This is a genomic window from Streptomyces sp. NBC_00433 (genome assembly GCA_036015235.1).
Classification (GTDB): domain Bacteria; phylum Actinomycetota; class Actinomycetes; order Streptomycetales; family Streptomycetaceae; genus Actinacidiphila.
In genome coordinates this window covers 5,902,344-5,922,487 of record CP107926.1, presented here as the reverse complement: position 1 = coordinate 5,922,487, position 20,144 = coordinate 5,902,344, and the positions used below count along the sequence as shown (strand labels likewise).

Sequence of the window (20,144 nt, the reverse complement as noted above, 5' to 3'; positions counted from 1 at the left end):
CGGTGTCCAGGCAACTCACCCCTTCGGGGCCAGGGCGGCGAGCTGCCGGTCGAACGGAACGAACGTCTCCTCGGCCGCTGCCGGACGCCGCACGGAGTGGGCGGTGACCTGGGCGGCGAGTTCGGCGGCGGCGCGGTCGATGCGCGGGGCGAGGCTGTCGTCCCCCGCCGCGCCCCAGTCCTCGGTCGCCGCGTACACCGCCGTCGGCATCACGACCGCCCGGAGGTAGCTGAAGAGCGGGCGCATGGCGTGTTCCAGGACCAGGGAGTGGCGGGCGGTGCCGCCGGTCGCCGCGATCAGGACCGGGGTGCCGGCCAGCGCGTCCTTGTCGATGACGTCGAAGAACGACTTGAACAGGCCGCTGTAGGAGCCGGTGAAGACCGGGGTGACCGCGATCAGGCCGTCGGCGGAGGTGACGGCTTCGACCGCGTCGCGCAGCCGCGGGTCGGGGAAGCCGGTCACCATGTTCTGCGCGATGTCGTTGGCGAGATCGCGCAGTTCGACGACCCGCACCTCGACCTCGCCGCCGACGTCACCGGCAGTGCCCTGATTGTCGACATTGCCGTCGGTGACGTACCGCTGCGTCGCGGCGGTCAGCCGGTCGGCGAGCAGTCGCGTCGAGGAGGGGCGGCCGAGGCCGGCGGTGATCACGACGAGGCGGCTGGTCATACGTCGACCTCCTGGGTGTCGCGTCCCGCGAGAAGGGACTGGTGGGTGGGGCCTTCAGGTACGTGCGCCGGGCGCCCCTTGGCGAATTCGCGGCGCAGGACGGGGACGACCTCCTCGCCGAGCAGGTCGAGCTGTTCGAGCACCGTGCGGAGCGGCAGTCCGGCGTGGTCCATCAGGAACAGCTGCCGCTGGTAGTCGCCGAAGGACTCGCGGAAGGTCAGCGTCTTGTCGATGACCTCCTGCGGCGAGCCGACGGTCAGCGGCGTCTGGTCGGTGAAGTCCTCCAGGGATGGGCCGTGGCCGTATACCGGCGCGTTGTCGAAATATGGCCGGAATTCCCTTATCGCGTCCTGCGAGTTCTTTCGCATGAACACCTGACCACCCAGTCCGACGATCGCCTGGTCGGGTGAGCCGTGCCCGTAGTAGGCATAGCGTTCGCGGTACAACCCGATGAGCTTCTTGAAGTGCTCCTTCGGCCAGAAGATGTTGTTGGCGAAGAAGCCGTCGCCGTAGTACGCGGCCTGCTCGGCGATTTCCGGGCTGCGGATGGAGCCGTGCCAGACGAACGGCGGCACACCGTCCAGCGGGCGCGGGGTGGAGGTGAAGGACTGCAGCGGCGTGCGGAACTTGCCGGCCCAGTCGACCGTGTCCTCACGCCACAGCTTGTGCAGCAGGGCGTAGTTCTCCACGGCGAGCGGTATGCCCTGCCTGATGTCCTTGCCGAACCACGGGTAGACCGGGCCGGTGTTGCCGCGGCCCATCATCAGGTCGACGCGGCCGTCCGCCAGGTGCTGGAGCATCGCGAAGTCCTCCGCGATCTTGACCGGGTCGTTGGTGGTGATGAGCGTGGTCGACGTCGACAGGATCAGGCGATCGGTGCGCGCGGCGATGTAGCCGAGCATGGTCGTCGGCGACGACGGCACGAACGGGGGATTGTGGTGCTCACCCGTGGCGAAGACGTCGAGCCCGACCTCCTCGGCCTTCTTCGCGATGGTGACCATCGCCTTGATCCGCTCGTGCTCGCTCGGTGTGCGTCCGTTCGTCGGGTCCGTGGTGACGTCGCCGACTGTGAAGATCCCGAACTGCATCTCACCCACCGTCCATTTGGTTGATTGTTCAACCACCCGAACGACAGGCCTGCCGCACCTATTCCCGTCCGCCGCTCACCGGCCCGGTTCAGCCCCGGAAGGCGGTTCCGCTCCCGGTTCCGTCCCGCAGAGCGGCTCCGCGCCCCGGCCGCCCCCGGAGGCACGGCCCCCGAAGCGTGCAAGGTCATGGCCCCGAAGCGGAAATCCCGGCCCGCATCACCACGCCGTGGTTGACGCCGCCACTGACGTTGTCGTGCACGATGCTCGTCGGCGCCTGGCAGGCGGGATCCGCCGCGTTCAGCTCGGCCAGGAGCAAGCGCAACTCCTCGGCCGCCGCCGGGTCCGCGCCGAGCGTACGGCGCAGCCGCGTACGCCACTCGGCCTCGACGTCGCCCGCCGCGAGGTCGTCGCCCGCCGCGCGGGCCGCGGCCGGCTCCTGGCGGGACTGCTCCAGCTCCGCGTCCACCGCCCCGGCCTGGCCGTCCCGGGCGAAGAAACGCGCCAGCCGCCCGCGTACCTGCGCCCAGGCGTCCGAGGCCATCAGCCCGACCACGGTCGTAGCCCCCGAGGTCGCCGGCGCCGCCAACTCCGCTTCCAGCGTGCCCCCTTCCCGCCCGCGGGCACGCACCGCCCACCGTAGGGCCAAACGGACACCCGGCACGCGCCGCGAGCGGGCCCCTGCCGTCGCACCCGGCGACCGAACACCCGCAGGCGGCGGCCCGGCGCCCACCCCTGCCCGCCGCATCCGCTACCCTGTTCCACGTCGGAAGACCCGCCACTCCGTACCCGTGCGACCGCCGTTCCCAGGCGGCCGCGAAGGGCCCGTGGCAGGGGCCGACCTGGATTTGCCCCAGTAGCTCAGGGGATAGAGCACGGCTCTCCTAAAGCCGGTGTCGCAGGTTCGAATCCTGCCTGGGGCACAACCCGAAACCGCCTGACCGGCGGTTTCGCCGGACAGGCAGCTTGTCGCACGGCCTCGGACTCGTCGTCCGGGGCTGTCTGCGTGAGCGATGCGTGAGCGGATGGGCCGCCGGTCCCCGAAATATCCCCGGAACGATCAGCACGATCCCGCCGGACCTCCCGCCGGATGGTCTGGCATCACAGCAGGGCAGCCGCCCGCAGCCGCCCGCGCCCGCTGCTGCACGGTGACGGCGCGGACAACGAGGACGGCCGCGACGGCGGCGAGCAGACCGAACAGGCCGTGGGTCGCACACGACATCCGCCGCGGCAGTGCCCTGCCCGCCGGCCGGGACGTGCTCACGGCCCGCCTGGTGAACTCCTGGTGGGCGCTGTGGATGTGCAAGTTGGTGAGCGTGGTCGTACTCCCGGTGGTCTTCGAGGGCGTCTTCCTGGACGGTGCGGACTACGACACCGACATCGCACTGGTCGACGCCCACGCGGACGCGGTCGCGGACGTTCTCAGGGCAGGGGCATCCAGAAGGCGGCGAGGGGTACGACCCAGCCGCCCACCGACCACCCCTCGGCGACCCTCGTCGCGCCTGGCGCGAACGACGCGGCATTGAGCCGGCTGCGGCGGAACCACGCCACGAACGGGACCGCCACGGCCACCAGCAGTGCGGGCGTCAGCCAGGGCACGACATGGTGCCGGAACTGGTCCACCCCGCTGATCTCCGCGGAGGTCACCGTCGAAGGACGGTGGATCATCGCGTCGGTCACCGACGCGATGTGCAGGTTCATGACGACGTTCACGATGTCGCCGGCGAACGCGACGCACAGCATGGAGACGGTAACCGTGGCCAGCAGCCGGCTGTCGCGGTACGGCCGGTAAGGCGGAGTCGTGAGCAAGGGCTTCCCCATCAGGCGCCTTTGCGCCCGCTGCGGTCCGTCGCAGCACGTCAGGGCCGCTCGGGCCGCCTGGCCAGGAGCCGACGACGCCCAGGTTCCGCGGAGAAGCCGATCCGGAAGGCAGTGACCTTCCGGCAGCACACGGCGGGGTCCGGCTCCGCATACGCTGGATTCTGTCGCTCTCCTGAAGCCGGTGCCGCGGGGACGGCGTGGCGACGGGCGGACCAGCGGAAGAGGGGTGGCGCGCGTGGGTCGCAGGGCAGGGCGCAGGGCGCCGCCGTCACCGCTGGCGCAGCGGGCCGGGGTGGACGCCGTAAGGGTGCGGATGCCCGGGGACGGGGCGGGGCGCTGGGCGACCGTACGGGGCTATCTGCTGGAGCGGTACGGTCCCGCGGTCGGTGCCGAGCGGGTGGAGGCGATGCTCGACGCCGGGCGGTTCGTGACCGTGGAAGGGCCGGTGGCGGCGGCGACGCCGTACGAGCCTGGGGGCTGGGTCTGGTTCCACCGCGACCGTGCGCCCGAGGCGGTGGTGCCCTACGCGGTCGACGTCGTCCACCGCGACGAGCGGATCGTCGTCGCCGACAAGCCGCACTTCCTGGCCACCACGCCGCGCGGCCGGCACATCACGCAGACCGCGCTCTCCCGGCTGCGGGACAGCCTCGGCCTGCCGCTGCTCTCCCCCGCCCACCGGCTGGACCGGCTGACCGCGGGCCTGGTGCTCTTCGTCGTACGCCCCGAGGACCGCGGCGCCTACCAGACGCTCTTCCGGGACCGGCGGATCCGCAAGGAATACGAGGGCGTGGCCCGCTACGACCCGGCGGTGCGGCTGCCGCGTACCGTACGCAGCCGGATCGTCAAGGAGCACGGGCGGATGGCGGCCGAGGAGCAGGCTGAAGGGCCGCCGAACGCCGAGAGCCGTGTCGAACTGCTCGGCCACCGCGACGGCCTCGGCCGCTACCTGCTGCTGCCCGCGACCGGGCGGACCCACCAACTGCGGCTGCACATGGCCGGCCTGGGGCTGCCGCTGCTGCACGACCCCGTCTATCCCCGGCTGCTGCCGGAGGCCGACGCGGACGACTGGTCCCGGCCGCTGCAACTGCTGGCCCAGGCACTCGAATTCACCGACCCGCTGACCGGGCGGGCGATGCGCTTCGAGAGCGGGCGGCAACTGGCCGCCTGGCCCGCCGGCGGCGCCTGAACCGCCCTCAGGACTTCGGGGACACCGGGCTCTGCGGGTCCGCCGCCCGCAACAGCGCGAAGAAGGCGCCCTCCGGGTCCCTGAGCAGCGCGATCCTGCCCACGCCTGCCATGTCGGTGCCCGGCATCAGCACCGCGCCGCCGCGCGCCGCGGTCTTCGCGACTGTCCCGTCCACGTCGGCCACCGAGAAATACGGCTGCCAGTAACTGCTGCCCTCCGGCAGCATGTCCGTGCCCAGCTGCATGATGCCGGCGTGCGATCCCTGCTGCCCGCCGCCGGACCGGGACGCCACCACATAGGAGCCCGCGTCCCCCGGCAGCGGCATGTCCTCGTAGTCCCAGTCGAAGACCGCGCCATAGAACTGCTTGGCCTTCGCGGCATCCGTCGTATAAAGCTCCGTCCAGCACAGGCCGCCGTCGCCGACCCTGTCCAGGCCGCCGGTCGTTCCCGGCTCCCAGACCGCGAACTCGGCCCCGGCCGGGTCGGAATAGCCGGCGAGCCTGCCCTGCTCGGCGACCGCCATCGGCGGGAAGCGGACGGTGCCGCCTGCCTGCTCGACGGCCTTGGTCGTGGCGTCCGCGTCAGCCGTGTGGAAGTAGACCGTCCAGGCGGGCTGGGCGTGCTCGTCCTGGAGCGGGCCGAGCGCCGCGACGGTCTCGCCGTCCCGCTGGAACATCCCGTAGCCCCCCGTCTCCGGCCCCGCCGACTGGAACTGCCAGCCGAACAGGTCACCGTAGAAGGCGGCCGCCGCCGTCACGTCGCGGCTGCCCAGGTCCACCCAGTTGGGTGTGCCAGGCACGTAGTCGTTGGTGAGCATGATGGAGACCTCCGTGGGCCGAGTGATCGGTGAGGCGATCGATCTGCCGGATTTGGACGCTGTGTCCTCCCTCACACTCAGCATGGCATCAGCCACCGACAATCAGCGTTCCCACGCTCGGCGGTGGCACGTTGGCCTGGTCAGAGGCACCGGCCGGGGACTGGCTGACCGTGGCGGTGCGGGCACGGGCGGTGGTCAACCGATTCGAGGATTGTCAGTGCCCCCGTCTAGGGTGGTTCACATGTACGGGGGAAGTCTCGATCAGGCGAACGCCGCTCTGCGCGCATATGTGCAGGAGCACGGCGACCGGCCGTGGACGGCCGAAGAGCTGGCGGAGCTGGCGCGGTTGCGGGCTCGCTGGACCGCCGCGGCGCGCGGCGCCCGCGGCGGAATACGCCCGGTGTCCGGGCCGGTCATGGGCGCCGCGGTGGTGACGGCGGCGTAGCCGTCGGCCTGCGGGATCTGTGACGCTCCGTCGGTCGGACGCCCTGTCAGTCAGGGCCGGTCGGACGCTCCGTCGGTCAGACGGACGCGCGGGCCGCCGCGTGCGGGGGGCGTACGGAATCGCTGCCGGGTGCCGGCTCCGCGGTGTCGTCCCCCAGGGCGATGATCCGGTTGTCGGCGTCGACATGGACCACGGCGGGTCGCAGTGCGCGGGCCTCCGCGTCGTCGACCTGCGCGTAACTGATCAGGATCACCAGGTCCCCGGGGTGCACGAGGTGTGCCGCGGCGCCGTTGATCCCGATCACGCCGGAGCCGCGCTCGCCCTCGATGACATACGTCTCCAGCCGGGCGCCGTTGGTGATGTCCACGATGTGCACCAACTCGCCCGGCAGCAGGTCGGCGGCATCCATCAACTCGGCGTCGATCGTCACGGACCCCACGTAATGCAGATCCGCCTGCGTCACGGTGGCCCGGTGGATCTTGGACTTGAACATGGTGCGCAGCACGGTGCCGCCTCCTGGTGTGAACGGGTGGGTCGCGTCCCCCGGGGGTACGCGCCGACCCAACCAGAGTAGAGGCCCTGGTCTCGCTCGCGCCGGGGGGTGGCGGGCGGAGTGCGCAATCTCTCAGGCCCCCCGCCTCATGGGGCGCCCTCGCGCGGGAGGGTGCGCGCCGGGCGGGCGCGCGGCCGGGGGTCAGGCGGGGGCGGGGAGCTGGCGGTAGAGGTCGGCCAAGGCCGCGTTCAGGCGGTGGAGGTGGGGCGGGAGCGGGGCGGTGGACGGGCGCGGAGGCGTGGCGTCCGGGCGGTGGCCCAGGCGGCGGCGGACCTGGCCGAGATTGCGGGAGGTCAGGACGAGGTGGGGGCGGGCCGCGGCGAGGTCGGGCGGAGGTGTGGCGGCCAGCGCCCGCGCCTCGCGGACGCACAGCGCCAGCGTGTCCGCCCAGTCCGCGGGGTGCGGCGCCGCGCCGGCCGGGGCGCGGCGGCGGAAGAGCGCGCGATGCGCTCTCGCCGAGGCCGCCGCGTCGCCGAGGTCCCGCGCCGCGCGGTCGAGGGCGCGGGTGAGCTGCCGCAGCGCGGCCGGCTCCGGGTGGGGTTCGCGCACCGCGGTGAGCAGGTCCTGGAGGACCTGCAAGGTGCGGGCTGCCCGCCCCCGCATCACCGTCTCCGTGGGGAGCGGCAGTACGAAATACGCCGCCAGGATGCCGCACGCCGACCCGGCCAGGATGCCCTCGGGACGCTGGAGGAGCAGGGCCGCGCCCTGCTCGCCGTTCAGCGAGTAGAGCACCGCGAGCAGGCTGGTCACGCAGAAGGCCCACACCGCGTAGCTCACGTCGCGCAGCCAGGTGCCGACGAAGAGGTAGCACAAGATCACCGCCACGGCGGCGGGCGGCACGTCCGCGACCGGCTGGGCGACGAATGTGCCGGTGACGGCGCCGGCGAAGGCTCCGGCCACGCGCAACCCGCTGCGATGCACCACGTCGCCGCGCGCGCGGGCGGCGCCGCACACGACGAAGGCCGTGATCACGGTCCAGGTCCAGTGGTGGGGGAAGAGGAGGTGGCCGACGGCGAAAGCCGCGGCCATTGCCACGGTCAGCTGCACGCTGAGGCGTGTGTGGGGTTGCAGCCCCTTCCTGGCCGGGGGGCGGGGTGGTTCCGGCGCCGGGAGCGCCCGCGCGGGGATGGCCCGTACGGCTGCCGCCGCCGCTTCGACCTCGTCCAGGGCTCGGGCGAGGGCGGCGTCCACCCGGGTGTCGGGGCCGGACGCACCGTCCCCGGCGGCCGTGACCACTCGCCGCGACGGCTCCGCAATACCGGCCGCGCCTCCCACTCCCGGCGCCGCAACGTCCGACCCGTCGCCCACCGCCGCCAGAGGCGCCGCCTCCGGTCCTCCGACCGGGGCCGCGGGATCCGGCGTACATTGCCGCGGCAATGCGCCCCCCGCCCCATGAGCGAGGACTTCCGCGTGGAGGACCGCCGTGGCGAGCGCGGCCAGGGGGCCGGACGGGGGCAGGTCGGCGGCGTCGAGGCGGTCCTCGGTGGTCAGGGCGGCGCGGTGCAGGGCGAGGGCCGCGCGGGCGTGGCGTGGGGTGCCCGGGGGAAGGGTGCGCAGGTGGCGGGCGGCCCGGGTCAGGTCGAGAGCGGACGCGGCTGCCTCGCGGGTGGGACGGGTGGGGAGTGCGGCCTGGGAGAGCAGGACGCAGGCGACGGCCATCACACCGGCCACCGCTCCCCACACCGGCCCGGCGGCTTTGGCGGCGCTCGGCGGTACGGGTACGACCATGACCGCGATGAGCGGGGTGAGGGCCAGCCGCCCGAGGCGGCGTATATGGCCGCCGAAACGCAGCAGGTAGCGTGACGCGCCGACCGCGGCGACGTACGTTGCCGCGCCCCACCATGCGTGGTGGAGCATGAAGCGCCCCACGTAAGCGGCCAGCAGGCCGATCGCGGGGACGTAGAGGAGAGCGGAGAGCCGATGCGCGAGGCTGGTCGCGTGCAGGGTGCGCGAGAGTGTGACGGTGACGACGGTCGCCATCACCACGATCGCGCCGGGCAGATCCGCGGCTCGGCACATTGCCACGGCGGCCAGCACGGCGGCGAGCGCCGCCAGGATCGTGCGGGCGGCGATCCGCAGCCGGACCCGCCCTGGGTCGAGCATCCGCAGCCGGTCCCGTACGGGCTGTGCCATCCCCTCACCGTCCACTACGCCTGGCGTACGACTACGCCACCGGTATGCCGGTCATGAGACCGGACAAGAACGCCAACACACCAACACCAACCCGATGAAGATAGTACGCCGAGCTTACGAAAATGGCCGCCATGTTCCCTCCTCCGCCCCAGGACCCCGCCGCCGTGCTGCGCCGCGCGGTCCACCGGCTGACCCGCAGGATGCGCGCCGAGCGGTCGCAGGACGGCCTGCCCACCGGGCGCCTCAACGTGCTCGCGCACCTCTACCGCTCGGGTCCGGCCACGCCCGGCGCCATGGCGACGGCGCTGCACGTACAGCCGCAGTCGCTGACCAGGACGCTGGCCGCGCTGGCCGCGGACGGGATGGTGAGCAGGACCAGGGACGCGGCGGACGGCCGGCAATACGTCGTGGAACTGACCGAGCGCGGCTTCGCCGCCATGGCCCGCGACGTCCGCCACGGCGACACATGGCTGCGCGAGCGGATGGAGACCGAGCTGAACGACACCGAGCGCGAGGTGCTGCGGCTGGCCGCGGCGCTGCTCGACCGGCTGGCGGGTGACGAGTGAGCCGGCTGCGCGCATTGCGGCGCCATACCCCTGGGGGGTCTTCGTCGGAATACCCAGGGGGGGTATAAGCTGGCGAAGAGAGGGGATGGAACGAGCCGTCCCCGGCCACGAGACGAGGAGCAGGACCATGAGCGATGTCGTCTACTCGGTGTCCGGAATGAGCTGCGGCCACTGCGAGTCCGCGGTCACCCGCGAGGTCACCGCGATCCCCGGCGTCATCTCCGTGAAGGCGGTCGCCTCGACCGGTCTGCTGACCATCGGCTCGGAAGGCTCGGTGGACGACGAAAGGGTACGGGCGGCGGTCGACGAGGCGGGCTACGAGCTGGTCGGGCGGGCCTGACCGCATACGGCGAGGGGGGAGCGGCAAGGGGAGCGGTATGAGCACCATGGACGTACGGCACGGGAACGGCGGCGGGCAGCAGGCCGGCCGGTGGGTCGAGCTGGAGATCGGCGGCATGACGTGCGCGTCCTGCGCCGCCAGGGTCGAGAAGAAGCTCAACCGCATGGACGGCGTCACCGCCACCGTCAACTACGCGACCGAGAAGGCGAAGGTCGGCTACGACGACGGCGTCGCCGTGGCCGACCTGATCGCGACGGTCGAGGCCACCGGCTACACCGCAGCGCTCCTCCCACCGCCCGCCTCCGACACCGCCCGGGTGCCGCAGGACGCGGGCGCTCCGGCGGCCGACGCCGAGCTGACGTCGCTGCGCCAGCGGTTGACCACCGCGGTCGTGCTGGCCGTCCCGGTGATCGTGCTCGCCATGGTGCCCGCCCTGCAGTTCGACAACTGGCAGTGGCTGTCGCTGACCCTGGCCTCGCCCGTCGTCGTCTACGCAGGGTGGCCCTTCCACCGCGCCGCCTGGACGAATCTGCGGCATGGCGCCGCCACCATGGACACCCTGGTCTCGGTCGGCACGCTGGCCGCTTTCGGCTGGTCCTTGTGGGCGCTTTTCTTCGGCGACGCGGGGATGACGGGTATGACCGACGCCTTCCGGCTGACGGTGTCCCGCTCCCAGGGCGGCAGCGAGATCTACCTGGAGGCGGCCGCCGGGGTCACCGCCTTCCTCCTGGCCGGCCGCTACTTCGAGGCGCGCGCCAAGCGCCGGGCCGGCGCCGCGCTGCGGGCGCTGCTCGAACTCGGCGCCAAGGACGTGGCGGTGCTGCGCTCCGGCGGTGAGACGCGGATCCCGATCGGCGACCTGGCGGTCGGCGACCACTTCGTCGTGCGGCCGGGCGAGAAGATCGCCACCGACGGCCTGGTGAGGGACGGCACCTCGGCCGTCGACGCGTCGATGCTCACCGGCGAGTCGGTGCCGGTCGAGGTCGGCCCCGGCGACCGGGTCACCGGCGCCACGGTGAACGCCGGCGGGCGGCTGGTCGTGGAGGCCACCAGGGTCGGCGCGGACACCCAGCTGTCCAGGATGGCCAGGCTGGTGGAGGACGCGCAGAACGGCAAGGCAGCCGCCCAGCGACTCGCCGACCGCATCTCCGGGGTCTTCGTGCCCACCGTCATCGTGCTGGCGCTGGGGACGCTGGCGGCGTGGCTGGCGCTCGGCGAGGGCGCGGAGGCCGCCTTCACCGCCGCCGTCGCCGTACTGATCATCGCCTGCCCCTGCGCCCTGGGGCTCGCGACGCCCACCGCGCTCATGGTCGGCACCGGGCGCGGCGCCCAGCTCGGCATCCTCATCAAGGGCCCCGAGGTCCTGGAGTCGACCCGGGCCGTCGACACGATCGTGCTCGACAAGACCGGCACGGTCACCACCGGTGCGATGACGCTGACCGGTGTGCTGCTCGCAGACGGCGTCGACGAAGGGGACGTGCTGCGGCTCGCGGGCGCGCTGGAGCACGCCTCCGAGCACCCCGTCGCGCGGGCCGTCGCCGCGGGGGCAGCGGACCGGGTCGGCGAGCTGCCCGCCGTCGGCGGCTTCACCAACCTGCCGGGCCTCGGCGTCCAGGGCGTGGTGGACGGCCGCACGGTGCTGGTCGGGCGCGAGCAGCTGCTGCGCGACCGGTCGCAGCCGCTGCCGCCGGAGCTGGTACGTGCCAAGGCCGCCGCGCAGGCCGGTGGCGGCACGGCGGTGGCCGTCGGCTGGGACGGCCGCGCCAGGGCCGTCCTGGTCGTCGCCGACGCCGTCAAGGCGGACAGCGCGGAGGCCGTACGCCGGCTGCGCGCGCTCGGGCTGCGGCCGGTCCTGCTCACCGGGGACAACGCGGCCGTCGCCGCGGCGGTGGCCGCGGAGGTGGGCATCGACGCGGCAGATGTCCACGCCGAAGTCCTCCCCGAGGAGAAGGTCGCCGTCATCCGGCGGCTCCAGGCCGAGGGCCGCACGGTCGCCATGGTCGGCGACGGCGTCAACGACGCGGCCGCGCTCGCGCAGGCGGACCTCGGGCTCGCGATGGGGACGGGGACGGACGCGGCGATCGAGGCGGGCGACCTCACGCTCGTCCGCGGGGACCTGCGGGTCGCCGCGGACGCGATCCGGCTGGCGCGGCGGACGCTCACGACGATCAAGGCGAATCTGTTCTGGGCGTTCGCCTACAACGTCGCGGCCTTGCCGCTGGCCGCCGCCGGGCTGCTCAATCCGATGATCGCGGGGGCCGCGATGGCCTTCTCGTCGGTCTTCGTGGTCGGCAACAGCCTGCGGCTGCGGACCTTCTCGCCGCTGGCCGAGTGAGGCGGAGCGCAGGGGCCTGCGCAATATGCCACGCCGCCGGGAACGGGCGGTCAGAATGACCGAATGGCACAGGCACTGCGGTTTTCGACGGAGGCACGGCGGGCACGGGCAGTGGCGCGGCTCGGGGCGCGGGCAGGCGGGGTCGGCGACGTGGTGGAGCGGCTGGTCGCCGTCCACGCGACGGATCCGGTGACGGTGTACCTCGCCGTCGCCGCCCGGCTGGGCGACCCTGCCGGCGCCGTCCCCGCCGTGGAGCGGGAGCTGTACGCGCAGCCTCCGGGGCTCACCCGGATGCTCGCGATGCGCCGCACGATGTTCGTCGTCCCACGCGCTTTCGCGCCCGAGGTCTACGCCGCCGCAGGGCGCGGCATCGCGGCCAAGGAGCGCAAGGGCCTGCTCGCTTTCCTCGCGGACGGCGGCGGCTGGGACGCCGCGTGGCTCGACGACGTCGAGGCCGAGGTCGCCGCGGTACTGGCCGCGCACCCGGAGAGCAGCGGCGCAGAACTGTCCCGGCTCGTACCGCGGCTGCGCGAACAGGTCGTCGTCGCCCGGGGCAAGCCGTACGAGGCCAAGCAGAACGTCGCGAGCCGGATCATCCGCACGATGGCCGCGGAGGGACGGATCGAGCGGCGCAAGCCCGCCGGGTCCTGGACCAGCGGGCAATTCCGCTGGGCGAAGGCCGAACCGCTGCCGGAGGTCCCCGCGGAGCCCGCGCGGGCCGCGGTCGCGAAGGCCTGGCTGGGGGCGTACGGGCCCGGCAGCGAGGCCGACCTCAAGTGGTGGACGGGCTGGACCCTGGGCGAGACCCGCAAGGCGCTCGGGGCGGTCGGGGCCCAGGCGGTCGTCCTGGACGACGGCGCCACCGCATACGTCCTCCCGGGCGACGCCGACCCGTCCGACGCGCCCGCGGGGCCGCCCGCGGCCCAACTGCTCCCCGCTCTCGACCCCGCTCCCATGGGGTGGCAGGACCGCGCCTGGTTCCTCCCGGACTCCTACGGCGAACTCTTCGACCGCACCGGCAACATCGGGCCCACGGTGTGGTGGGAGGGCGAGGTCATCGGGGGGTGGGCGCAGCGCGCCGACGGCTCCGTGGTCTGGCGGCGGCTCGCCGACCGCGGCGCGGCGGCTGACGCGGCGGTCGGCGAGGCCGCGCATGCGCTTGGCGCGCTGCTGGGGTCTGCGCGGGTGACGCCGCGCTTTCGCACTCCGCTGGAGCGGGCGCTCAGCGCGTAGCCCTGGCGGCTGGCCCGGGTGACGTCCCGCCGCGGCCGGCCGCGCGCCGTGGGGTGATTGCCCCTTGCGGTGCGTCCCTCGGCTGCCGCCCGGTGGGGGCTTTTCGCGCAGTTCCCCGCGCCCCCAGGTGATTGCCACTTGCGGTGGCGTTGCTTGCCTGCGGGCACGTCGTGGCTTGTCGCGCAGTTCCCCGCGCCCCTTTTGGCCTGCGTCCACCCGCGCTCGGCGTTTGCCCCTGCCAGCGGCCCCTTGGCCAGAGGGTGAGCGTTTTTCAGGGGCGCGTGGGGGTACCCCCAGGCGAAGCGCTGGGGGAGAACGGAGCGCCCCGCCGACGAGGCGGGAAAGAGAGCAACGCCACCGCGAGTGGCACACGCCCCGGGGCGCGCCGGCCGTGGCAGGCAGCGACCCGGGGGTGGGGAACCGTCAGAAGTGGGTGAGTTTCGAGGTGAAGGACGGGGACGCCAGGTCCGTTTGGAGGACGGCTGGGACGGAGGCGCTGGCGGAACCCGTTCCGATGGTGAGGGTGCCTACCACGGCACCCGCCTCGGCCGAGTGGGGCAGCCCGCCGGCCCTCGGTGTGAGGGTGATGGTGGAGCGCAGGCCGGGCCAGCCGGCCGTGGTGAGGTCGGCGCCGGCGACGACCGGCGTCTTGCCGCCGAGCCCGTCGCTGACCTCGCCGACGACGTCGCCCTTCTTGACGACCGTCGCGGACGTCAGTCCGCCCTGCACGGACTCGATGAGCTGCTGGCTGCGCGCCAGCGCGGCGTCGAGGCTGTCGTTGACGGTGGTGCCGCCGTGCTGCTGGAGGACGACGCCGAGGATCAACTGCTCCTTGCCGCCGGCCTTCTTGTTCGCCGCCCACATCAGGGCGCCGCCCGCCGGTGTGCTCGACCCGGTCTTGATGCCGATGACGCCGGGCTTCACCAGGTCGTTGTTGTTGTTGTAGATCTTGCCGACGCCGGGGACGACGACCCACGGGAGCCCGACGACCGAGCGGAAGACCTCGTTCTTCATCACCTCGCGGGCCAGCTTGAGCTGGTCGACCGCGGTGCTGACGGTGGTCTCCTCCAGGCCGCTGGCGCCGGTGTACGTGGTGTCGGCCATGCCGAGCGACGTCGCGGCGGCCTTCATCTTGGTGACGAAGGCATCCTGCGTGCCTGCGTCCCAGCGGGCCAGCAGCCGGGCGATGTTGTTGCCCGAGGGGACCAGCAGCAGTTGCAGCATCTGGCGCTCGGTGAACTTCTGGCCGACCGTCACATGGGCGGTCGACTCGTCGGCGGACGCGGACTCGTTCGCGGCCTGCTGGTCGACGGTGATCTGCGGGCCGTTCTCCTTGCCGGTGAGGGGGTGGTCCTTCAGCACGACGTAGGCGGTCATCACCTTGGTGAGGCTGGCGATCGGCACCGGGGTCTGGGCGCCGTGCACGCCGAGCGAGCCGAGGCCCTCGACCTCGGCGACGGACTGGCCCTCGCCGGGCCACGGCATCGACGCGGGCAGCGGGGCGCCGGCGAAGGCGTACGAGGGCGCACTGGTCAGCTGCAGGCTGGTGGCGGGCACCGGGCGTACGGCCTGGACGACGACGAACACCACCGCGAGCAGCACGACCAGCGGGGTCCAGATCTTGAACCGCCGGGCGACGCTGCGCAGCACGGTCTGCCGGGGCGGCGGGGTGTTGGTGAGGTGGGCGAGCAGCTTGAGCGGGGTGGAACCGGTGTGGCCGGACCCGGGCGGCAGCACCTGCGGGAGCGGCACCGGCATGGACCGCGTCCCCTCAGGGCCGACGATCGCGCCCTGATCGGCTTCCGCGGCGGGGCTCGCGGCGGGCGCGGAGGCGGCCCAGGCGGGCGCGACGCCGGCCGCGGGCTGTCCGGTGCGCCCGACGGGCCGTTCGGCCGGGAGATCGGACACCAGGGGCCGCAGGAGTGACTTCCGCACGGCGGCCCGGTGCACACCGGTGTCCTCCGGTCCGGCGTCGGGCTCGGCTTCCTGTGCTGTTTCCGGCCGCCTTTCCGGCGCTTTCCCGGCCGCGGGGTCGGATTCCGCTTCCGCCGGTTCTGCCGGGGTGTCTTCGGGAGCGGCGGTCCGGGCATCTGCCGGAACGTCCGCAGGAGCGTCCTCGGGCGCCTCCCCGGCCGCGTCCTCGGGAGAGGTCTCAGGGGCGTCCGCAACGGCGTCCTCGACGGCCTCAGCGGCCGGCTCCTCCGCTTCCCCGGACGGAGCCGAAAGCTCACCCTCCCGGTCGCCCGCCGTCCGGGCGCCCTCCTCCGCCACCGGAGTGCGCCCCGGCGCGTCCTGGGACACAGACTCGGGAGCGCTCTCCGGCACGGAACCGGCCTCGGCCTCCGCTTCCTCAGTTGAAAGTTCACTCACCTCAGGCACCCCAGAAGCCTCATCCGTCTCCCCAGCCCCAGTCTTCGGATCACGATTTGGTTCCGTTTTCCGGGGCTCCGCGACCGGCTCGCGCGGAGTCGACGGGGCGGACGGCGCAGCCGCGTCGGCGGTCGCGTCCACGACCGGCACATCGCTCGGCGCACCCGTCACCGTACTTTCGGTGGACGCGGTGGCGCGGTGCGAACGCGCGTCGGAGCCCCCAGGATCAGCCGATTCCGGGTCGCCCAGCTGGACGCCGCGGGCCGGTGTGCCGTCATGCCGTACGGGCACGGCGTCCACCACAGCGGCCTCTCGCGCCTCAACCGGCGTACGGAACACCACCAGCCTCGGGTCCGCGACCTGTGCCGCGGCCACCTCCCCCGACGTCTCGTGCTGCTGCTCCCTGCCGGGGGACTCGCCCGCCACGCAGACCTCCTCCACACATCGTTCGGGGCGCCCGATGATGCCCCTACCCGTCCTGACCCACACTTGCAATAGTCCCGCGCCGGGCCCGCAGGCTGTCAGCGACACCACCACCGCCCCCGTAGACGAGAACGACATACCAGCCGGTTCCCGCCGATATGGAGAAGGCGCTCTCGACAGGCCGGTGTGAGAGGCGTCACCCTGTCATTCATCCACGCGGGGAGGCATGGATGGGCAAGAGCCGCAGAACAATTCCGGAAGAGCTGTTGCTGCTCGCCCTGGACCCGACGACCGGGACCACGGCGCAGCCGCAATCACTCGACCTCGGCCTCGCCGGAGCACAGCTCGTCGAGCTGGCCCTGGCAGGACGGATAGCCCCTGACGGGGATCGTATCGCCGTGGTGCATCCACGGCCGACCGGAGATCCGACTCTGGACTCCGCCCTGGAGCTGCTGCGCCGTCGTGGCAGCCCGGTGCGGGCGGTCCACTGGATCGGCGGGCCCCGACTGGGGCTGCGCCAGACGTATCTCGCGCACCTGGAGCGGTGCGGCATGGTGCATGCCGTGCCGGGTCAGATGTGCGGGGTACTGCCGACCACTCGGTATCAGGCGACCGACAGCGCGGTCAGCCGGGAGATCAGATCCCGGCTGGACAGTGCGATCCGTACCGGCGTGCCGCCGGACCCGCGGACCGCCGCGCTCGCCGCGCTCGCCCATTCCGTGGGCCTCGGCAAGCATCTGTACCCGGGCAACGAAGGCCGGTCGTCACGATCGCGCCTGCGGGACCTGATCAGGTACGACCCGATGGGCGGACTCGTCGCGCACGCCGTGATGGACGTGCAGAACGGCGTGGCCGCACAGCCCAAGCGCCCACCCGCCCAAGCACAGCGCACGGTGGGTCACGGCGCGATGGCCAGGGCCGGTGCCCGCTGACGTTCAGCGCGTCCGAGCACACCGAGCACGAGCAGCACAGCCAGGCAGAGCCGAGCACAGTGAGCACAGTGAGCACACCGACGGCGTACCGCGTACGCCGGGCACGTCGAGCACACGGCAGTACGTGAGCACCCGAAAAGCAACGCAGCGCGACCCGTAACGACGCAGGACGGGGCTGCGGTGTCCGCCGGCAGGGACGGGACACCGCGGAGCCGGTCCCGTCCGCAGTGAGATCCCCTCCGGGAGCCGCTGTGCCGCGCGGGGCGGCGGGCACCGGACAGATGTCCGGGCCCGGCGCCCCGCGCGGCACGTTTTTTCCGGCGCCGCCGGGGCGCACGGGAACGATTCGCGCGCCCCGGCGTGCGGACCGGGCAAGTTTGTTACGACCATTCGCCAGCGCGGCGATGACCGCTAGTGGCAGGCTGCTGACCATCAGTACGGATCAGCGTGGAGGTGCAGTCCCTGTGGTCGCCAACGTCAACCCCACCGTCAGGCGCCGCCGTCTGGGGTCGGAGCTTCGCAAGCTCCGCGAGGAGAAGGGGATGACGGCCGAGGAGGTCGCGGCCCGGCTCCTGGTCTCCCAGTCCAAGATCAGCCGCCTGGAGAACGGCCGCCGCAGTATCAGTCAGCGCGATGTCCGTGATCTGTGCGGGGTGTACGGCGTCGAGGACGTCCGTATCGTCGAGTCGCTGATGCAGATGGCCAAGGAGTCCCGCCAGCAGGGCTGGTGGCACGCCTTCGGCGACATCCCTTACAGCGTCTACATCGGCCTGGAGACCGAGGCGGCGAGCCTGCGGGTCTTCGAACCCCAGGTGGTGCCCGGCCTGTTGCAGACCCCGGGATATGCCGCGGCGATGATCGCCGGCAATCTGCCGGAGGCGACGCCGGAGCAGGTCGAGAAGCGGGTCAGCGTCCGGATGCGCCGGCAGGAACGTATCACCGACCCCGACGGGCCGCTGCGGATGTGGGCGGTGGTGGACGAGGCGGCGCTGTGCCGCAAGGTCGGCGACGCCGGGATCATGCGCGAACAGCTCACGCACCTGGTGGACTTGAGCCATCTGCCGCACGTGACCGTCCAGGTGCTGCCCTTCGAGGCGGGCGCGCACCCGGGGCTGAGCGGGCAGTTCGCGGTGCTGGAGTTCACCGACGCCACCGACGCGACGGTGGTCTACCTGGAGGGCGTGAACAGCGACCTGTACCTGGAGAAGGACACCGATGTGCAGGCGTACAGCGTGATGTACGAGCACCTGCGGGCCCAGGCGCTGAGCGCGGAGGCCACCCGGCAGTTCATCGGCGAGGCGGCGCAGCGGTACGTCTGAGCGGGCGGCGCCGGTACGGCACCAGACAGGGACGCCTCGGGGTGAAGGCGGTCAAAATACTCTACGATCTGGCCAACTGGCAAGAGTTGCAAGGAATATGCCACCTAGTCGGGTGAAGACCCCACCGGGTCGGTGATGTTGGCGAGTAGCGTCGGGCACAGTCAGGTGGTGGTGTACGCCTCATCTCCACGGCTCGACCCATTGCGGAGTACACCCCGCCGCCGTCATCAGTACAGACCGGAGCAGAGATGGCAATCAAGCTGGGCAGCACCCCCGCGTGGCGGAAGTCCTCGCGGTCCACCGGAAACGGCGCCTGTGTTGAAGTGAAGTCCCCGGCTGTCGCGGCCGTCGTGGTCCGCGACTCCAAGGACCCGCAGGGTCCGGTGCTCACCTTTTCCCCCGAAGCGTGGTCGGCCTTCGTCTCCGACGTGGACCACGGCACGTACGACCTGCGCTGACCCGCGGGTTCCCACCGCAGCACAGCACCACCGAACCGCCCTCTCGACCGGCCGCCGTCCTGGCCGAGAGGGCTCGCTGCTTTTCCGGCCCCGCCGGCAAGGCAGAGCCGCCCAGAGGCCGTTGACTGGCGGCCGTCGACCGGATGCCGGAAAGTGTCTGGACAATACATCGAATCTTCGTAGGCTGCCGCACATGACGACGCCCGCCGCAGCAGCCGCCGCACCGCCCGCACTCGCCGCCCGCGCACGGGACGTCGCCGCCTCGCCGGTACGGGAGATCCTGGCGCTGACCGCACGGCCCGAGGTGATCTCCTTCGCCGGCGGGCTGCCCGCGCCCGAGCTCTTCGACGCCGACGGCATCAGGGCGGCGTACGACCGGGTACTGGCCGAGCGGGCCGCCACCGTGCTGCAGTATTCGACCACCGAGGGCGATCCCGCGCTGCGGGCCGCGGTGGCCGGCCGGCTGACCCGCCGGGGGCTCGCCACCGACGCGGGCGGCATCCTGGTGACGGGCGGTTCGCAGCAGGGCCTCGCGCTGCTGGCGACGGTGCTGCTGGAGCCGGGCGACGTGGTGCTGGTGGAGAGTCCGACGTATCTGGCGGCATTGCAGTGCTTCGGCTTCGCGGGCGCCCGGGTCGTGCCGGTGCCGACCGACGAGGACGGGGTGCTGCCGGACGCGCTGGAGGAGCTGGTGCTGCGCGAGCGCCCCAAACTGCTCTACCTGATCCCCGACTTCCAGAACCCCACCGGCCGCACACTGGCCACCGAGCGCCGCCGCGCGGTCGCCGAGGTGGCGGGGCGGCACGGGCTGTGGATCGCCGAGGACGACCCCTACGGGGAACTGCGCTTCGAGGGCGACCGCCGGCCGTGGATCACCTCCTACGAGGCCGCCGCGGACCGCACGGTGCTGCTGGGCAGCCTCTCGAAGGTGATGTCGCCCGGGATGCGGCTGGGCTGGCTGCGGGCGCCCGCGGCGCTGCTGCGGCCCTGCGTGATCGCCAAGCAGGCGGCGGATCTGCACACCTCGACGGTGGACCAGGCGGCCGCGGCCCGCTACCTCGCGGACAACGACCTGGACGCGCATCTGGTCCGGGTGCGTACCGCCTACCGGGCCCGCCGTGACGCGCTGCTCGCCGGGCTGCCCGCGGCGCTGCCGGCCGGCAGCACATGGAACCGGCCGGAGGGCGGGATGTTCCTCTGGGTACGGCTGCCCGCGGGCCATGACGCCACCGCGCTACTGCGTAGCGCGATCACTTACGACGTCGCCTATGTGCCGGGCGCCCCGTTCTACGCCGCGGACGCCGAACCGGCGACGCTGCGGATGTCCTTCACCACGCATACGCCCGAGGAGATCGCCGAGGGGCTGCGCCGTCTCGCGCTGACCTTCCGCTGACCGCCGCCGACCCCAGGCCGGAGCCCGCCCGACGGGCCGCCGGCGCCCCGCGCCCCGGGTGACACG

At 72.8% G+C, this 20,144-nt stretch carries 18 protein-coding genes and 1 tRNA gene; 11 read left to right on the top strand and 8 right to left on the bottom strand.

Translation table 11 applies throughout. The annotated features are described in order from the left end of the window. Positions 1-15 precede the first annotated feature (15 nt). The 3 genes from OG900_25340 to OG900_25330 all read right to left on the bottom strand — a co-directional run bounded on the left by OG900_25340 (position 16) and on the right by OG900_25330 (position 2,355). The gene (locus OG900_25340; protein ID WUH93113.1) at positions 16-669 is read right to left on the bottom strand and encodes an FMN reductase; all 654 of its coding nucleotides are present in this window, start codon (positions 667-669) and stop codon (positions 16-18) included. Then, entirely contained in the window at positions 666-1,757 is a 1,092-nt protein-coding gene (locus tag OG900_25335; protein WUH93112.1) for an LLM class flavin-dependent oxidoreductase, read from the bottom strand. Before OG900_25335 ends, OG900_25340 begins: the two co-directional genes overlap by 4 nt. A 184-nt stretch (positions 1,758-1,941) precedes the next feature. Beyond that, complete coding sequence (locus OG900_25330; GenBank protein WUH95913.1) at positions 1,942-2,355, bottom strand: hypothetical protein; 414 nt, start codon at positions 2,353-2,355, stop codon at positions 1,942-1,944. 249 nt (positions 2,356-2,604) lie between these two features. Between OG900_25330 and OG900_25325 the strand changes: the two genes are divergently transcribed. Further along, positions 2,605-2,677: transfer RNA gene (locus OG900_25325), tRNA-Arg, on the top strand. A gap of 499 nt (positions 2,678-3,176) precedes the next feature. Here the strand turns inward: OG900_25325 and OG900_25320 are convergent. Next, positions 3,177-3,575 (bottom strand): DUF4328 domain-containing protein, encoded by a 399-nt coding sequence (locus OG900_25320; protein WUH93111.1) that lies wholly within the window; start codon positions 3,573-3,575, stop codon positions 3,177-3,179. 235 nt (positions 3,576-3,810) lie between these two features. On the opposite strand from OG900_25320, the gene OG900_25315 reads away from it, so the two are divergent. After that, the gene (locus OG900_25315) at positions 3,811-4,761 is read left to right on the top strand and encodes a pseudouridine synthase (protein ID WUH93110.1); all 951 of its coding nucleotides are present in this window, start codon (positions 3,811-3,813) and stop codon (positions 4,759-4,761) included. Between the two features lie 7 nt (positions 4,762-4,768). On the opposite strand, the gene OG900_25310 is transcribed toward OG900_25315, so the two are convergent. Next, on the bottom strand, positions 4,769-5,578 hold the full coding sequence (locus OG900_25310) for a VOC family protein (protein ID WUH93109.1): 810 nt from the start codon (positions 5,576-5,578) through the stop codon (positions 4,769-4,771). A gap of 241 nt (positions 5,579-5,819) precedes the next feature. Between OG900_25310 and OG900_25305 the strand changes: the two genes are divergently transcribed. Beyond that, positions 5,820-6,023 carry a hypothetical protein gene (locus OG900_25305; protein ID WUH93108.1) on the top strand — a complete coding sequence of 68 codons (204 nt, stop codon included), beginning with the start codon at positions 5,820-5,822 and terminating at the stop codon, positions 6,021-6,023. Positions 6,024-6,099: 76 nt separating this feature from the next. On the opposite strand, the gene OG900_25300 is transcribed toward OG900_25305, so the two are convergent. Continuing rightward, a complete protein-coding gene (locus OG900_25300) occupies positions 6,100-6,528 on the bottom strand; it encodes an aspartate 1-decarboxylase (GenBank protein WUH93107.1) in 429 nt (142 codons plus the stop codon). A 189-nt stretch (positions 6,529-6,717) separates the two neighbouring features. After that, positions 6,718-8,709, bottom strand: a complete 1,992-nt coding sequence (locus tag OG900_25295) for an FUSC family protein (GenBank protein ID WUH93106.1) — start codon at positions 8,707-8,709, stop codon at positions 6,718-6,720. 131 nt (positions 8,710-8,840) lie between these two features. Here OG900_25295 and OG900_25290 point away from each other — a divergent pair, with 131 nt between their 5' ends. From OG900_25290 to OG900_25275, 4 genes are all read left to right on the top strand, one after another. Next, positions 8,841-9,275 carry a MarR family transcriptional regulator gene (locus OG900_25290; protein ID WUH93105.1) on the top strand — a complete coding sequence of 145 codons (435 nt, stop codon included), beginning with the start codon at positions 8,841-8,843 and terminating at the stop codon, positions 9,273-9,275. An 85-nt stretch (positions 9,276-9,360) separates the two neighbouring features. Next, positions 9,361-9,615, top strand: a complete 255-nt coding sequence (locus OG900_25285) for a heavy-metal-associated domain-containing protein (protein WUH93104.1) — start codon at positions 9,361-9,363, stop codon at positions 9,613-9,615. A gap of 37 nt (positions 9,616-9,652) precedes the next feature. Then, on the top strand, positions 9,653-11,950 hold the full coding sequence (locus OG900_25280) for a heavy metal translocating P-type ATPase (GenBank protein ID WUH93103.1): 2,298 nt from the start codon (positions 9,653-9,655) through the stop codon (positions 11,948-11,950). Positions 11,951-12,013: 63 nt separating this feature from the next. Continuing rightward, a complete protein-coding gene (locus OG900_25275; protein ID WUH93102.1) occupies positions 12,014-13,183 on the top strand; it encodes a winged helix DNA-binding domain-containing protein in 1,170 nt (389 codons plus the stop codon). Between the two features lie 423 nt (positions 13,184-13,606). Here OG900_25275 and OG900_25270 read toward each other — a convergent pair whose 3' ends face one another. Beyond that, complete coding sequence (locus OG900_25270; GenBank protein ID WUH93101.1) at positions 13,607-15,118, bottom strand: hypothetical protein; 1,512 nt, start codon at positions 15,116-15,118, stop codon at positions 13,607-13,609. A gap of 1,088 nt (positions 15,119-16,206) precedes the next feature. On the opposite strand from OG900_25270, the gene OG900_25265 reads away from it, so the two are divergent. The 4 genes from OG900_25265 (at position 16,207) to OG900_25250 (ending at position 20,078) form a co-directional block, all read left to right on the top strand. Continuing rightward, entirely contained in the window at positions 16,207-16,908 is a 702-nt protein-coding gene (locus OG900_25265; GenBank protein ID WUH93100.1) for a GPP34 family phosphoprotein, read from the top strand. A 464-nt stretch (positions 16,909-17,372) separates the two neighbouring features. After that, complete coding sequence (locus OG900_25260; GenBank protein ID WUH93099.1) at positions 17,373-18,227, top strand: helix-turn-helix transcriptional regulator; 855 nt, start codon at positions 17,373-17,375, stop codon at positions 18,225-18,227. 248 nt (positions 18,228-18,475) lie between these two features. After that, complete coding sequence (locus OG900_25255) at positions 18,476-18,685, top strand: DUF397 domain-containing protein (protein WUH93098.1); 210 nt, start codon at positions 18,476-18,478, stop codon at positions 18,683-18,685. A 193-nt stretch (positions 18,686-18,878) separates the two neighbouring features. After that, positions 18,879-20,078 (top strand): PLP-dependent aminotransferase family protein, encoded by a 1,200-nt coding sequence (locus tag OG900_25250; protein ID WUH93097.1) that lies wholly within the window; start codon positions 18,879-18,881, stop codon positions 20,076-20,078. Positions 20,079-20,144 lie beyond the last annotated feature (66 nt).

Coding starts and splice junctions, on each gene's coding strand:
- OG900_25340 (WUH93113.1), bottom strand. CDS start 669: ATGACCAGCCGCCTCGTCGTGATCACCGCCGGCCTCGGCCGCCCCTCC.
- OG900_25335 (WUH93112.1), bottom strand. CDS start 1,757: ATGCAGTTCGGGATCTTCACAGTCGGCGACGTCACCACGGACCCGACG.
- OG900_25320 (WUH93111.1), bottom strand. CDS start 3,575: ATGGGGAAGCCCTTGCTCACGACTCCGCCTTACCGGCCGTACCGCGAC.
- OG900_25310 (WUH93109.1), bottom strand. CDS start 5,578: ATGCTCACCAACGACTACGTGCCTGGCACACCCAACTGGGTGGACCTG.
- OG900_25305 (WUH93108.1), top strand. CDS start 5,820: ATGTACGGGGGAAGTCTCGATCAGGCGAACGCCGCTCTGCGCGCATAT.
- OG900_25295 (WUH93106.1), bottom strand. CDS start 8,709: ATGGCACAGCCCGTACGGGACCGGCTGCGGATGCTCGACCCAGGGCGG.
- OG900_25290 (WUH93105.1), top strand. CDS start 8,841: ATGTTCCCTCCTCCGCCCCAGGACCCCGCCGCCGTGCTGCGCCGCGCG.
- OG900_25285 (WUH93104.1), top strand. CDS start 9,361: ATGGAACGAGCCGTCCCCGGCCACGAGACGAGGAGCAGGACCATGAGC.
- OG900_25280 (WUH93103.1), top strand. CDS start 9,653: ATGAGCACCATGGACGTACGGCACGGGAACGGCGGCGGGCAGCAGGCC.
- OG900_25275 (WUH93102.1), top strand. CDS start 12,014: ATGGCACAGGCACTGCGGTTTTCGACGGAGGCACGGCGGGCACGGGCA.
- OG900_25265 (WUH93100.1), top strand. CDS start 16,207: ATGGGCAAGAGCCGCAGAACAATTCCGGAAGAGCTGTTGCTGCTCGCC.
- OG900_25255 (WUH93098.1), top strand. CDS start 18,476: ATGGCAATCAAGCTGGGCAGCACCCCCGCGTGGCGGAAGTCCTCGCGG.
- OG900_25250 (WUH93097.1), top strand. CDS start 18,879: ATGACGACGCCCGCCGCAGCAGCCGCCGCACCGCCCGCACTCGCCGCC.